The sequence below is a fragment of the Pontivivens nitratireducens genome, from assembly GCF_011290545.1.
Taxonomy (GTDB): Bacteria; Pseudomonadota; Alphaproteobacteria; order Rhodobacterales; family Rhodobacteraceae; genus Pontivivens; species Pontivivens nitratireducens.
Genome location: NZ_CP049811.1, coordinates 2213971 through 2229416 on the forward strand (window position 1 = coordinate 2213971; position 15446 = coordinate 2229416).

At 63.3% G+C, this 15446-nt stretch carries 10 protein-coding genes; 4 read left to right on the forward strand and 6 right to left on the reverse strand.

Going from position 1 to position 15446, the window contains the following annotated elements:
- Position 1: 1 nt before the first annotated feature.
- From G8E03_RS10970 to G8E03_RS10985, 4 genes are all read right to left on the reverse strand, one after another.
- Entirely contained in the window at positions 2-1093 is a 1092-nt protein-coding gene (locus G8E03_RS10970; protein WP_166191656.1) for a sensor histidine kinase, read from the reverse strand.
- A 231-nt stretch (positions 1094-1324) separates the two neighbouring features.
- Positions 1325-4954: a vitamin B12-dependent ribonucleotide reductase gene (locus G8E03_RS10975; protein WP_166191659.1), complete on the reverse strand. Its 3630-nt coding sequence runs from the start codon at positions 4952-4954 to the stop codon at positions 1325-1327.
- Between the two features lie 531 nt (positions 4955-5485).
- A complete protein-coding gene (locus G8E03_RS10980; RefSeq protein ID WP_166191662.1) occupies positions 5486-6475 on the reverse strand; it encodes an aldose epimerase family protein in 990 nt (329 codons plus the stop codon).
- Between the two features lie 32 nt (positions 6476-6507).
- Positions 6508-7518 carry an Ldh family oxidoreductase gene (locus G8E03_RS10985; RefSeq protein WP_166191665.1) on the reverse strand — a complete coding sequence of 337 codons (1011 nt, stop codon included), beginning with the start codon at positions 7516-7518 and terminating at the stop codon, positions 6508-6510.
- 186 nt (positions 7519-7704) lie between these two features.
- Between G8E03_RS10985 and G8E03_RS10990 the strand changes: the two genes are divergently transcribed.
- The 3 genes from G8E03_RS10990 (at position 7705) to G8E03_RS11000 (ending at position 11744) form a co-directional block, all read left to right on the forward strand.
- Complete coding sequence (locus G8E03_RS10990; protein WP_166191668.1) at positions 7705-8856, forward strand: trans-sulfuration enzyme family protein; 1152 nt, start codon at positions 7705-7707, stop codon at positions 8854-8856.
- Complete coding sequence (locus G8E03_RS10995) at positions 8853-10031, forward strand: cytochrome P450 (RefSeq protein ID WP_347340497.1); 1179 nt, start codon at positions 8853-8855, stop codon at positions 10029-10031. The genes G8E03_RS10990 and G8E03_RS10995 overlap by 4 nt, the downstream gene beginning before the upstream one ends.
- A gap of 69 nt (positions 10032-10100) precedes the next feature.
- Complete coding sequence (locus G8E03_RS11000) at positions 10101-11744, forward strand: ABC transporter substrate-binding protein (RefSeq protein ID WP_166191671.1); 1644 nt, start codon at positions 10101-10103, stop codon at positions 11742-11744.
- Between the two features lie 7 nt (positions 11745-11751).
- Here the strand turns inward: G8E03_RS11000 and G8E03_RS11005 are convergent, their stop codons facing one another.
- Both G8E03_RS11005 and G8E03_RS11010 read right to left on the reverse strand, forming a co-directional pair.
- Positions 11752-12480, reverse strand: a complete 729-nt coding sequence (locus G8E03_RS11005) for an RlmE family RNA methyltransferase (protein WP_166191674.1) — start codon at positions 12478-12480, stop codon at positions 11752-11754.
- Positions 12480-13616, reverse strand: coding sequence for a Ppx/GppA phosphatase family protein (locus G8E03_RS11010; protein WP_166191677.1), 1137 nt, complete (start codon positions 13614-13616; stop codon positions 12480-12482). The genes G8E03_RS11005 and G8E03_RS11010 overlap by 1 nt, the downstream gene beginning before the upstream one ends.
- Positions 13617-13747: 131 nt before the next feature.
- Between G8E03_RS11010 and G8E03_RS11015 the strand changes: the two genes are divergently transcribed.
- A complete protein-coding gene (locus tag G8E03_RS11015) occupies positions 13748-15424 on the forward strand; it encodes a mechanosensitive ion channel family protein (protein WP_166191680.1) in 1677 nt (558 codons plus the stop codon).
- The last annotated feature ends 22 nt before the right edge of the window (positions 15425-15446 follow it).

Genomic DNA, 15446 nt, shown 5'->3' on the forward strand with positions numbered 1-15446 from the left:
CCTAGGCAGTCACTTTTGCCATGATCGCATCCTGTGATTTCAGCGAATGCACCGGGATCGTGAGGATCAACCGCAATCCGTCCGGGTGGAACAGGCGCGTCAGTTCCGCGTCCAGCGTTTGGGCGGCCTGTGCCAGCAGGATCGTGCCATAGCCATCCAGACCGGATTTCGGGTGCAGACGCGGTGCGCGCGATGGCATGGTTTCGCACCAGGTCAGAACCGCGTCGCCATTCGCCTGACATTGCAACGATACGCTTAACCTTGCGCCCTCATCGCTCAAACCGCCGTACTTCGTGGCGTTGGTTGTCAGCTCGTATAGCAGCATCGCCAGGCTCGCCCCCGCCTGGACGGAGACCGTGACCTGCGATTGCAGCGAAAGCTCGGGGTGCAGCGACTCCCATGGGGCCAGGGCGGTTCGGATCAGATCCGCGATGACAACATCGCCACGATCCCCCGCCCCTGTGCCTGATACGCCCAGCGAGTGAGCCTTGCCGAGCGCCCTGATCTGTCCGCGCAACGTTTCCTTCATCTCCTCTGGCGTCTCGCAGCGCCGTGCCGCCATGCCGGTGAGTGCGGACACCATCGCGAAGGCGTTCTTGACCCGATGTTCCATCTCCATCGCAAGGGCCTTCAGCGCCTGCTCTTGTTCTTTGCGTTCAGTCACGTCCCAGTTCACGCCCAACATGCGCAGGGCTGCCCCCGTCGGATCCCGCTCTACGATCCGGCCGCGCCCGCCGACCCAGCGGATCTCTCCCCCGTTTTTGATGACGCGCCATTCCATATGATAATCCACACGATCCGCGATGGCGCGATCGACCTCCATTTCGATGGCCGGCACGTCGTCGGGATGGATGCGAGTGAAGAAATCCTCGATGCTGTAGCTCTTGTGCCCGGGGGGGAGTCCGAAGTCATGCGCCAGACGCGCATCGCAATACACCAGACCTGCCGGAATATCCCATTCGAAGCTTCCCATGTCACCGCCGATCAGGGCCAGTTGCGCCCTGATCGCGTCCGATGCAGGACCGCTATACGTGGCGACGTCATGCTGACCGCTTTCCGCCGGGCTGTTCGCATATCGCCACTCATTAGTCATCGTATCCTCCACTCGGTATTCATACGTACCGGGCGGAGGTGATTTCTTTCAACCCATTGAATATACGGCATTTTAGATATTCGGGGAGTAATCAGTCGTTAACCAGAAAAATGGGGCGCCCAAGGGCACCCCAGTCTCGCTGTTCAGGCTCTTTGCGGTTATTGACTGCCCGGTTTCTCACCCGCGGCCTGACGCGTGGAGGGCGGGACTATGACCCCGCCCCCTGTTCGATCAGCTACAGCCAGACGTGCCGCCGCAGGTGTTGCACTTCATGCAGGTGCCGTTGCGCACCAGGGTGAAGTTGCCGCACTCGCCGCACGGATCGCCCTCGTAGCCCTGCATCTTCGCCTTGGTCCGCGCATCCATCGTCATTCCGGCCGTGGTGGAGGCCTGCGCCTGCTGAACCGGGGTCACGGCCAAGTCGGTCAGACCGCCCGACAGCACGGTCAGATCATGCGGCAGACGTTTGCGCAGATAGCCGGTCGAGGAGATCTGGCGGATCATGTCCATCGAATGCTGGGTTGCTTCCTCATCGGGGGTGCGGACGTTGCTCGCCCCTTCCTCGACACCGCGGCCGAGATCGGACATCACCTCGCCCTCGGGCTTGACATGCGCCAGATCGGTTCGGTCCAGATAGGACACGGCCAGTTCGCGGAAGATGTAGTCCAGAATCGACGTCGCGTTCTTGATGCTGTCATTGCCCTGAACCATGCCCGCAGGTTCGAACCGGGTGAAGGTGAACGCCTCGACGTATTCCTCCAGCGGCACGCCGTATTGCAGGCCGACGCTGATCGCGATGGCGAAGTTGTTCATCATCGCGCGGAAGGCGGCGCCCTCCTTGTGCATGTCGATGAAGATCTCGCCCAGCTTGCCGTCCTGGTATTCACCAGTGCGCAGATAGACCTTGTGACCGCCGACGATGGCCTTCTGGGTGTAGCCCTTGCGCCGCTCGGGCAGCTTGCTGCGGCCCTTGGCGACTTCGCGGTAGATGACCTTCTCGACCAGTTTCTCGGCCAGGATGGTCGCCTTCTCGCCCGCCGGAGCCTCGATCAGGGCCTCCTCCAGCTCGTCGTCGTCCTCGTCGATCAGCGCGGCGGACAGCGGCTGCGACAGTTTCGAGCCGTCACGGTAGAGCGCGTTCGCCTTGACGCCCAGCGAGTGAGACAGATCGTAAGCCGCCAGACAATCCTCGATCGTCGCATCGTTGGGCATGTTGATCGTCTTGGAGATCGCGCCCGAGATGAAGCTTTGCGCCGCCGCCATCATGTGGATGTGGCTGTCCACGCTCAGATAGCGTTTGCCGATCTTGCCGCAGGGATTGGCGCAGTCGAAGATCGCGTAGTGCTCCTCACGCAGATGTGGCGCGCCCTCCAGCGTCATGGTGCCGCAAACGTGGTTGTTCGCCGCCTCGATCTGACCCTTGCTGAAGCCCAGATGCCGCAGCAAATCGAAGGTGGGATCGTTCAGCTTCGTCTCGGGGATGCCCAGCGTGCCGGTGCAGAAATCCACGCCGAGCGTCCACTGGTTGAACACGAACCGGATGTCGAAGGCGGTGGCCAGTGCGGCCTCGACCTTGGCGATTTCCGCCTCACCGAAACCGTGCCCGATCAGCGCCGTGTGGTTGATCGCCGGCGCGTTGCCGATGGAGCCATGGCCCACCGCGTAGCTAACGATCTCCTCGATCTGGGCGGAGCCGTAGCCCTGCTTGGCCAATGCCGCCGGAACCGACTGGTTGATGATCTTGAAGTAGCCGCCACCGGCCAGCTTCTTGAACTTCACCAGCGCGAAGTCAGGCTCGATGCCAGTGGTGTCGCAATCCATGACCAGACCGATGGTGCCGGTCGGCGCGATCACGCTGACCTGCGCATTGCGGTAGCCGGATTTCTCACCCTCGGCCAGCGCCTCATCCCAGGCGGCGTGCGCCATGTTGATCAGGCGGCCATCGGGGCAGTTGGCGTGGTCCAGCGGCACCGGCGCGACGGCCAGCCCCTCGTAGCCCGTGCTTTCGCCATAGGCGGCGCGGCGGTGGTTGCGGATGACGCGCAGCATGTGATCGGCATTCTTGGCATAACCGGGGAACGGCCCCTGCTCACCCGCCATCTCGGCCGAGGTGGCATAGCTGACGCCGGTCATGATCGCGGTCAGCGCGCCACACAGGGCGCGGCCCTCATCGCTGTCATAGGAATGGCCCATGTTCATCAGCAGGCCGCCGATATTGGCATAACCCAGACCCAGCGTGCGGAACTCATAGGACCGCTTCGCGATCGCCTCGGACGGGAACTGCGCCATCAGCACGGAGATTTCCAGCGTAACCGTCCACAGACGGGTGGCATGGACATAACCGTCCACGTCGAACTCACCATCGTGCAGGAACGTCAGCAGGTTCATGGACGCGAGGTTGCACGCCGTATCGTCGAGGAACATGTATTCCGAGCACGGATTGGAGCCGCGAATTTCACCGTCCGCCGGGCAGGTATGCCAGGCGTTGACCGTATCGTGGAACTGGATGCCCGGATCGGCGCAGGCCCACGCGGCGTGGCCGATCTGGTCCCACAATTCGCGTGCGTTCACGGTTTTCGCGACTTTGCCATCGGTGCGGCGCAGCAGCTCCCACGGTTGATCCTTCTTGACCGCTTCGAGGAAGCTGTCCGTCACCCGCACCGAGTTGTTGGAGTTCTGGCCCGCAACGGTGTTGTACGCCTCGGAATCCCAATCGGTGTCGTATGTGGGGAACTCGATCGCGGTATAGCCCTGCTTCGCGTAATCCAGCACCCGCTTGACGTAAGTCTCGGGGATGGCGGTCTTTTTTGCGCCCTTGATGGCGGCCTTCAGAGCGGGGTTCACCTTGGGGTCGAAGGCGTCTGCCTCCTTGCCGTCCCACTGACGGATCGCCTCGAAGATGTCGTTCAGCTTCGCCTCATGCATCTTGGAGCCGGCGACGAGCGAGGCGACCTTTTGCTCCTCGACAACCTTCCAGTTGATAAAAGCCTCGATATCGGGGTGATCCATGTCGCAGATCACCATCTTCGCCGCGCGGCGCGTGGTGCCGCCCGACTTGATCGCGCCCGCGGCCCGGTCCCCGATCTTGAGGAAGGACATCAGGCCGGATGACTTGCCGCCACCGCCCAGCGGCTCGTTGAAACCGCGCAAGCTGGAGAAGTTCGTGCCCGTGCCCGATCCGTACTTGAACAGCCGCGCCTCCCGCGTCCACAGGTCCATGATGCCGCCCTCATTGACCAGATCGTCAGTGACGGACTGGATGAAGCAGGCATGGGGCTGCGGGTGCTCATACGCGGTTTTGGACCGGACCAGCTTGCCGCTCTCGAAATCGACATAGAAGTGGCCTTGCGACGGGCCGTCGATGCCATAGGCCCAGTGCAGGCCGGTGTTGAACCATTGCGGGGAGTTCGGGGCCGACATCTGCGCCGCCAGCATGAAGCGCATTTCATCGAAATAGGATTTCGCGTCCGCCTCGGTCGAGAAGTAGCCGCCCTTCCAACCCCAATAGGCCCATGTGCCCGCCAGACGGTCAAATACCTGCTTGGCTGAGGTTTCACCGCCGAAACGCTCGCCCTCCGGCATCTCGGCCAGGGCCTTTTCGTCCGGGATGCTGCGCCACAGAAATTCGGGAACGCCCTTTTCCTTCACCGGCTTCAGCGCGGCGGGCACGCCCGCCTTGCGGAAATATTTCTGCGCCAGAACGTCGGACGCGACCTGCGACCAGCCGTTGGGAACCTCGACACCTTCGAGCGCGAACACAACCGATCCGTCCGGGTTGCGGATTTCAGAGGTTGTCGTGCGGAACTCCAACGCTGCGTAGGCATCCTTGGAGGCTTTGGTAAAGCGGCGATCGATCTTCATGATACTATCCTCGTGGCGGCAGGATGGCGCACGGAAGCTTCCGCTGTCGCGGAAAGGGGCGGCGCCGGCCATCCCTGATCGGTGTCTGTGAACTGTATGATGGGTCGGTTGATGATGCCTGCGCCGCATCTTGTGTCCGCCCGTCTTCGATACACAACATGAAGTCTGCGCACCCGCATCGTCAACGGATTTTTTGTCATATAAACTAGATATTGCGCTTGATATCGAGCGATCCGCTAGATGCCGCAGGCAGGCTCCGAGTCGCATGGGTTTCATCCCCAAGGGCACCCGATCGCTGATTTGTCCTATATTGATTGCGCTTATGGCGCGTTGCTCGCAGACCGCTCACACCCTGTGGATAGAATCCGTTCAGGTCACGGACCGTGACGAAATTTTTCATGACCTAGCGGCAGGTTCGCCTGCGACATTTCGCTGACGGCGGCGTGGGGACGCGAAGGTTGAGGAACATCCTGACAGTGCGTTCCTTACCAAATCCTTCGCGATCCCTTCTCAGCCGGGAAAACCACCCGTTCAGCCCTTGGCGATATCGACCTCCAGAACCTGTCTGTACGGGCGTTGCGGCGAATACAGGATCGAGGGCCATTGCGGATTGTTGAGGCTATCGGGGAAATGCTGCGGCTCCACCGCGAATCCTTGATAGCCTTCGGTCATCAGCCCGTCATGATGGGGCGCATCGAATCGGAAATGCCATGTGTTGAAGATTTGCAGCCCCGGCTGGTCCGTCCACATCTGCATGGTGACGCCATTTTCGGGGTTGCGCAGGACACAGCATGGCACCGCGAAGGGGCGTCCCTCGCTCAACACCAGATTGGTGTCGATGCCCTTCTCATCCGGGTCCGCCTGGCGTGAGCTTCTAGGGGTCCGAAAATCGTGTTGCGTGCCCTCCACCGGGTCGATCCGGCCATAGGGCAGCAAGGTTTCGTCCGTCGGAGTGTAGGCCTCCGCCGCCGCGTGGAACACCAGATCGCGCACGCCCTCCGCCCCGAGGGTGTAGTAATTATGCTGGGCCAGGTTGATCGGCGTCTCCCGATCGGGAACACCCTCCATGACCATCCGCAGTTTCGTGCCGGTCAGGGTCATCTCGAAGGTGAAATCCACCGCGCCCGGATAGCCCATATGCCCGTCTGGAGAATGATGCGACAGATGCAGAGCGGTCGGGCCGTTCGCCTCCATCCGCCACAGGCTCAGGCCCAGCCCCTCCGGCCCGCCATGCAGGTGATGCGGCGGCGTCTCGACGGTCAGATGGTATTCCTCACCGTTCATGCTGAACCTGCCAAAGCCTGTCCGGTTGGCCACCCGCCCGGCGACCGTTCCGTGGGCTCGCGCGTGGGCAAGGTGATCCGCAAGCGTCGGAAATCCCAGCACCATGGCACGATCCACACCGGCGATGCGCCAATCGCGGATCGCCGCGCCCAGGCTCATGACGCTGATCTGCGCCGCGCCACTGTCGAGGACATGCTCATATACGTCCTGCCCGTCCACCTGACCGATAACCTGCATGAATGTCCCCTTTCCGTTCGCTTTCCGACAGATCACCCCTGCCCGGCGATTGCACGTATTTTCGACAGCAAGGTGCTGTCCACCTCGACCCCGTCGCGCGCTGCGGCCTCACGCGCGGCCAGCCTGCGCGATCCGGGCAAGCGCGCACCTTCCATCTGATCATACAGCATGGCTAGGGCCGCGATCCGGTCGTCGAACGCCCCGCCGGAGATCGGACCAGGGTCGAGCGCGATGACCACCTGTCCCAGATCGGGCGCGGCGCCCTCGGCATTCAGCAGGGAGGACGCCTCCGCCCCCAGTGCCGCCCCGACCAGGCAGGCGGACATGACCTCGACCATCAGGGCCAGCGCCGCGCCCTTCGCACCGCCCATCGGGGCGACGGTGCCGGCCAGTGCGGCCACGGGATCGGTTGTCGGTTGGCCGTCGGGGTCCAGCGCCCACCCCTGGGGGATGCTCTTCTGTCCGGCCTCCCGCGCGGCAAGGATCTTGCCCCGCGCCACCGTCGTCGTCGCCATGTCGATGACCAGCGGCGCCCCGGCCATCGGTGCGGCAAAGGCGATGGGATTGGTGCCAAGCATCGGTTTCGCGGCCCCCCACGGGGCCATAGACCGGGGCGCGTTGCCATAGACGAAGGCGATCAGCCCCTGCCGTGCCAGCGCCTCGCAATGATGCCCCGCGACCCCGAAATGATGCGAGCGGCGCACCGCGACCACCGCGATTCCTTGCGCGCCCGTGCGCAAGGTCAATTCCGGCAGGGCCAGATCGAAGGCGGGATAGGCGAAGCCGTGTCGGGCATCCACCCGGAACACGCCCGGTTTTACGTCCTCGATCACCGGGGTGACATGGCCGCGAACCTTGCCCACCGCCGCCTGCGCGGCATAGGTAGGAACCCGGCTCAACCCGTGCCCGCGCTGGCCGTCGGCCTCCGCCCGGATCAGTGCGCGCGCGGTGGACGCGGCATTTTCGGGCGATGTGTCCGAGGCGATCAGCGCGGCGGTCGCCAGCGCCTCGGCTTGCATCAAGGTCAGGGTCTCGGTGGTCATGTCAGGCTCCGGCAAGGTGGCTTGCACCCCGTGCGACGCAATCGTCGCGGGGGGTGCGAGCGTCCTCTCTACGCCGAACCGCGCCGCCGCGTCATCCCCAGGCCGCGATACGAGCTGCCGACAGGTGATCCATTGCACGTCGCCCCATGCCACGCGATAAAGTGGCACGACTTTCAGGAGCACACGATGAAACAGCCCACCCAGCTCAACCTTTCGCCAGCCACGCGAGCGGCGCAGGCCCTGCATTTCGTCAACCCCGTGCACGGGGCCGTGGTGCCGGGGATCGAGCCTGCCTCGACCTTCGCGCGCGATGGCGACTATCAGCCCATCGGAAACGCGGTCTATGCCCGTGACGGCGGCCCGACCGTGGATCATGCAGAGGCGATCCTGGCCAATCTGGAGGGGGCCGCCACCTCGATGCTCTTCACCTCTGGCATGAGCGCGATCGTCGCCCTGTTCGAGACGTTGGAGGCAGGCGATCACGTGACCTGCCCCATCGTCGGCTATCACGGCACCATCAACTGGCTGCACCGTCTGGTGGAAAAGCGAGGGATCAAGGCGACGTTCTATGACGCCACTCAGGACGGTGCGCTGGCCGAGGCAATCACCCCCGCCACGAAAATCGTCTGGGTAGAGACGCCGACAAATCCGAACTGGGACGTGACCGACATCGCCGCCGCGGTGGAGCTGGCCCATGCGGTCGGCGCGAAACTGGCGGTCGATTGCACCGTGACGCCGCCCTGTACGACGCAGGCGCTGTCCCTCGGGGCCGATATCGTCTTTCACTCCGCCACCAAGTACATGAACGGCCATTCCGACATTACCGGCGGCGTGCTGTCCTTTGCCCAAAACAGCCCCTTCGTGGATGAGATTCGCGGCCTGCGCACGCTGCAAGGCACCGTCATGGCCGCGTTCGAGGCCTGGTTGCTGATCCGGGGCCTGCGCACGCTTTACCTGCGGTTCGAACGGGCGAGCGAGAGCGCGCTGACCATCGCACAGCATTTCGAGGGGCATCCGAAGCTGGCCGCCGTGCTCTATCCCGGTCTGCCCTCGCATCCCGGCCACGCCATCGCGGCGCGCCAGATGACGAACGGGTTTGGCGGAATGATGTCGCTGATCGCCCGCAGCCGCGCCGCCGCGCAGCATGTTGCGACCCATACGCAGGTGTTTATTCCCGCCACGTCGCTGGGCGGTGTCGAAAGCCTGATCGAGCATCGCATCGCGGTCGAGGGGCCGCATTCCGTGGTGAAGCCGGAGCTGCTGCGCCTGTCCATCGGGATCGAGAGCGTATCGGACCTGATCGCGGATCTGGAGCAGGCATTGGACTCCGCCCCATGAGCCACGATCTGCCGCGCCTGTCGCAATCGCCGCGTGATCCCGCCTTTGTCCAGAACCCCTACCCGTTCTACGACAAACTGCGCGCCGCCGGTCCGCTGGTGGTATGGGACGAGTTGTCGATGCCCGTCGCCGCCGGTCATGCAGAGGTCAACGCCCTGCTGCGCGACCGCCGCTTTGGTCGTGAGAACCCCTTCCCGATGGAACCTGAACCGCATGTCGCCCCGTTCTACGAGATCGACCGCCTGTCCCTGCTGGACCGTGAGCCGCCCGAACATACCCGCCTGCGACGGCTGATAACCCGCGCCTTCACGCCGCGCACGGTTGAGGCTATGATACCAGATATACAAAGCCTTTCCAATAGCTTGCTGGACGATCTTGAACCCGGTGACGACTTGCTGGCGAAGTTTTGCGAGCGGCTGCCCGTCATCGTGATCTGTCGTCTGCTGGGCGTGCCCGAGGATCGCGCCGACGACCTGCTGCGCTGGTCGCACGACATGGTGGCGATGTACCAGATTCGCCGCGACCGTAGGATCGAGGATACCGCCGTTGCGTCCACCCAAGCCTTCCGCGCATTTCTGGAAACCTATCTGGCCGAGCGCCGCGCCGCCCCGCGCGACGACCTGATCAGCGCCCTGATCGCAGCGGAGGAAGATGGTGAAAAACTCTCCGCCTATGAACTGATCGCCACCTGTATCCTGCTGTTGAACGCGGGGCATGAGGCGACGGTGCACGCGCTGGGAAACGGCATCCGCACGCTGGTTCAGACAGGTCAGTGGCACGCACATGACCCGGCCAAACTGACCGAGGAAATCCTGCGCCACGATCCGCCGCTGCACCTGTTCTCACGCTATGCGATGCAGGATGTCGAGGTCTTCGGACATTCCTTTGCCAAGGGGGAACAGGTCGGGCTGCTGCTGGCGGCGGCCAATCGGGATCCTGCGGTCTGGACCGATCCCGCCCGCTTCGATCCGACGCGCGAACCGGGGCCGCAACTGGCGCTTGGCGCGGGGCTGCATTTCTGTATCGGCGGACCGCTGGCGCGGCTGGAAATCTCCATTGCGCTGCCGATCCTGATCGACCGCCTGCCGGAACTTGAACTTGCCGAAACGGCGGTCTTCGCGGACCGTTGGCACTTTCACGGCCTTGAACGTCTGCCAGTCACCTTCCGCACGTAGCGCCTTGCCCGTTTGAGGCCTATATGGGCCATGCTAGGATTTCGCAGAACCGGCCGAAAGGGAATCGCGATGCACGTCCGATCACAGGCTGCCCTGCACCCCCGCGCGGTAGAGCTTGCCAGACAGACCCGCGCCGGAACCCTGTCCCGGCGGGAGTTTCTGGCGATGGCAACCGCCTTGGGTGTATCGGGAACGGCGGCCTATGGCCTGATCGGCGCGACCCCAGCCGCCGCGCAGGAGCGACCGGGCCGCATGGGCGGCACCCTGCGCGTGTCGATGAACGTCATGCCGCTGGACGATCCGCGCCTGTTCGACTGGCCGGACAAGGGCAACCTCGCCCGTCAGATGCTCGAAACACTGGTGCGCTACGACCGTGACCTGACCTTCCGCCCGATGCTGTTGCAGCGGTGGGAGGCAAACGCCGACGCGACCGTCTATATGCTACACCTGCGCCGCGACGTGCGCTGGTCGGACGGCTCCCCCTTTGACGCGCGCGACGTCGCACACAACATTCGCCGCTGGTGCGAACGGCGGGTGCCCGGAAATTCGATGGCGGCGCGCATGGGCACGCTGATTGACCCAGCGACCGACACGCTGGCCGATGGCGTGATGCAGATCGTGGATGATCACACGATCCGGCTGAACTTGCCTCGCCCCGACATCACGCTGATCCCGGGCATGTCGGATTATCCCGCGATGATTGTGCACCGTTCGTTCGACGGCTCCACCCCGCTGAGTGAGGCGACCATCGGCACCGGCCCCTACCTGATGACCGACCTGCGCCCCGGCCGCGCGGCGGTGTTTCAGAAGCGGGCCGCTGGCGACTACTGGGGACCGGAGGTCTATATCGACCGGATCGAAGTCACGGATTTCGGCACTGACAAGACGCAAGAGGTCGCGGCCTTTGTCGCGGGCGATCTGGACCTCAACGACCAGACCCAATCCGAATTCGTGCAGCAAATGGATGAGGCCGGATTCGTCCGCTCCCGCGTCGACACTGCCGCCACCATCGTGGCGCGGATGAACGTCAATCATCCGCCCTATGACAACCGGACCGTGCGCAACGCGCTGCAACTGGCGGTGAACAACGCTGTCGTGCTGGAATTGGGGCATCATGGTTACGGCATGGTCGCGGAAAACCACCATGTCGGGCCGATGCACCCCGAATATGCGCAGCTGCCGCCGATCACCTCGAACCCGGCCCGCGCCCGCGCGATGCTGGTGCAGGCGGGTCATCTGGACACGACGTTCGAGCTGATCTCGACCGATGGCGACTGGCGCACGATGACCTCAGACGCGATTGCCGCGCAGTTGCTGGATGCGGGGATCAAGGTCAAACGCACGATCATCTCCAACTCGGCCTTTGCCCGGAACTGGACGAATTATCCGTTTTCCACGACGGATTGGATACATCGACCGCTGGGGGTGCAGAACCTGGCGCTCGGCTATCGCACGGGTGAAGCGTGGAACGAGACGGGCTATTCCGATCCCGCATTCGACGAACTGTTGAACGCTGCCCTCGCGATACCGCAAGCGGACCGCCGCCGTCTGCTGATGGCCGAGATCGAGCGGACATTGCAGGCCTCCGGCGTTATCATCCAGCCCTACTGGCGCTCGATCTTCACCCACAGCACATCGCGCGTGCGCAATTACGGTGCCCACCCGTTGATGGAGATGTACCTCAACGAAACATGGTTGGCCGAAGAGGCATGATCCCGGCTCAACCCTCGGCGCGGCCCTTGAACCCGGTGGCGATGACGAACTTTTCCGAACTGTCGGATCGTGACGACGGCGGTTTGACGTGCATCGTCTTGGTGAAGTTCTTTTTCAGCATGTTGAGCAGGTCGTTTTCCGCCCCACCCTGCAAGACCTTGGCGACGAAGGTTCCGCCCTCGTCCAGAACGTCGATGGCAAAATAGGCTGCGGCCTCACACAATCCGATGATGCGCAGGTGGTCGGTCTGCTTGTGACCCGAGGAGCTGGCCGCCATGTCCGACATCACGACATCGGCCTGACCGCCCAGCCAGCCCTTGACCTTCGCGTCCGCGTCCTCCTCCAAGAAATCGAGGACGTGAATTTCCGCGCCCGGGATTGGATCGACCACCTGCAGGTCGATGCCCAGCACCGTGCCTTGCAATTTCGACTTTCGATCGGCCAGCGCGTTCACCCGCCGCACCGCGACCTGGGTCCAGCCGCCCGGCGCACAGCCCAGATCGACGACCCGCGCCCCCGGCACCAGGAAACGGAACTTGTCGTCCAGTTCCAGTATCTTGTAGGCCGCGCGCCCGCGATAGCCGTCGCGGCGTGCCGCGATGACATAGGGGTCGTTCAACTGCCGCTCCAGCCAGAGCTTCGAGCTGATCTTGCGGCCCTTGGCGGTCTTTACCTTGACGTGCAGGTCGCGTGTTCCGCGCCCCGACGTATTGCCACCCGGCTTTTTCGTGGGCATCAGCCCTCCTCCTGCGTCAGAACGCCGTCGGCGCTCATCATCGCGTATAGCATTCCCTCGCGCAGACCCCTGTCCGCCACGCTCAATCGGTCGGTGGGCCAGATGCGCAGCAGCGTCTGAAGGATGGCGGAACCGGAAATCACCAGATCCGCCCGGTCCAGACCGATGCCCAGCTTACCGATGCGATTCTGGAACCCCTGCCCCAGAAATCCGTCGATCACGGTGTTTATCTCGTCACCTGTCAGGCTCATCCCGTCAACGACGGTTCTGTCATATCGGGTCAGGCCCAGATGCGCCGCGCCCACTGTCGTCACCGTGCCCGAAGTACCTATCATCTGAAAACCCAGCAGATAGTCGGGAAGTTCCGCATCGATGTAGGGCGTGAACTCGGCCATCTGCTCCTCGAAATACCAGCTCATCAATGCGAAGCGGGATCGGCGATCCTCGACATCGGAAAACCGCTCATGCAGTGTCGCCACGCCCAGCGGCACGGAAATCCAGTCCACCACGCGCAGGCCACCGATGGCCGATGCCACGTCGTTGCCACGTTTGCGCGCCAGTTTCAGTTTCATGATCGCGGCGCGCCGCTCCCCCGGCGGAACGTCACCGATATCCAGCCAGACCAGTTCGGTGGACCCGCCACCGATATCTATGACCAGAACCTGCGACGCGGCAGGATCAACCAGAGGGGCGCAGGAAACGACGGCGAGGCGCGCTTCCTCCGCCGGATCAATCAGTTCCAGCTTCAGCCCGGTCTGCCGCGTCACCTGCTTCAGGAAGTCGTCACCGTTGCTGGCTCGGCGGCAAGCCTCCGTCGCGACCAGCCGGAACCGCTTCACGCCGTGGCGGCGCAATTTCGTGGCGCAGACCTGCAACGCACCCAGGGTTCGCCCGATGTCGGCCTGCGACAAGGCGCCTGTCCGCTCCAGCTCCTTGCCCAGCTTCACCGACTTTGAAAACGCATCCACGATCCGAAAGCTGCTATCCTGCGGGGCGGCGATCAGCATCCGGCACGAATTGGTGCCCAGATCGAGTGCTGCATATAGCGGACGATCCTGCACGGTCGTGCGCCCCGGTCGATCCAAGCCTCTGCCGCGCGCGCTCTTGCGGTTATGGGATTGGCCTTGCGCGCGCATGTGGGGAGGTGCTCCTTTACTGGTGCCTCACACAATACGCCGGACACTTTCTTGATTTATCGTTTCACTGCTGCACCTGCAAGGCAAGCCCGCCCTGCTGTCACGCTTCCTTCACCGATCCGGGATCAAATATGCATCTTGCACGTTTCCTCTCAGCCCTTTCCTTGCTTCTGGCCCTCGCCGTTCCGGCACTGCCCCAGTCGGAGGATGCCAGCGACCGGTGGTATATCGTCGAGGATGTAAATGCCGGGCTGGACGCACCCGACGCGCTGGACAGGTCCACGCCGCGCGACATGCTCGCCGCCTTCGTCGATCTGACCGAGGCGGGGCGCGCTGATCTGGCCATGCACATGCTCGACCTGTCGCGCCTGCCGGCGGAGAATCGCGCGGCCTTGGGCGAAATCCGTGCAATGCAGTTGTCGGAGGTGCTGTTCCGTCAGGTATGGCTGCGCTGGTCGTCAATCTCCTCGCGTCCCGATGCGATGATCGAGGAGGGCGCGAACTCCAATCCGATGACGGGAAAACCCCGGCGCAACATCTCTCTGGAAATCCTCGAAGTCGGTGGCAGGACCGTCGATATCCGCATCTATCGGGTCAAGACCGAGGAAGGCGATCCCGTATGGCTGTTCACGCCCCAGACGGTCGAGGCAATTCCCCGCCTTTATGAGGCATACGGCCCGCGCTGGTTCGAGGAATACCTGCCCCAAACACTGCGCCAACGGCTTGGCGGATTGCGGATATGGGAATGGCTCGGGTTCCCGCTGATTGCCGGCATGGCGGTGCTGGGCGGATATATCGTCTACCGGATCGTCGGTCATGTCTCCACGATTTTCGGATGGACCCCGGCGAAATGGTTGCTGTCGCGAGCTGCGATGCCGCTGGGCATCGTCGCGGGGGCGGGACTGGCGCAGACGCTTCTGGCCACGACGATCTCATTCTCCGGCCCGATCTCCTCACTCGTGTCACCGGCGCTGATTATCGCGATGGTCGTCGGCGTCGCCATGGCGGCCCTGCGCGCCATCGACGCCGTGCTGGACAAGGTGACGGAGCGTTATGTCGGCGATATCGACGATGCGCAGAGCAAGGATGAGCGGCAGCTCTACACCTCGATCTACGCGGTGCGACGCATCGTGTTGCTGATCACGGTGGCCATCGGCATCGGGCTGGTGCTGTCGGAGCTGAACCTGTTCGCCTCACTGGGGCTGTCGCTTCTGGCCTCCGCCGGGGTGTTGACGGTGATCCTGGGCATCGCCGGTCAGACGGTGCTGGGCAACATCCTCGCCTCGTTGCAAATCGCGCTGGCCAAGCCGGTGCGCATCGGTGATGCCGTGCTGTACGAGGGCAACTGGGCCTATGTCGAGGCGATCTTCTACACCTACATACGTCTGCGCACCTGGGATGAGCGGCGGCTAATCGTCCCTGTGAAGTACTTCATTTCGCAACCGTTTGAGAACTGGTCAATGCAGGACGCGCGCATGGTGCGGACCTTTACCTTGCGCCTGGATCATGTGGCCGATGTCGATGTGCTGCGCGACAAGTTCGATGAGATTGCCCGCGCGGACGAGGACGTGACCGAACCGGGACAGATCAAGACCCTTGTTCTGGGTCATGGTGAAAACGGGATGGAGGTCACGTTCTACGCCATGGCGCCCAACCCCTCCGCCGCGTGGGGAATGCACGCCCGTCTGAGGGAGGCAATGCTGGCCTACATTCGCGACGAACATCCAGAGTGGTGGCCGCGTGAGCGTGTCCGCGATGTCAGCGAGAATTCCAGTAAGAACGGCGCATCGACGCAGGCCTTCGACTGAACTGCGGGCGCAAATGTCCCCG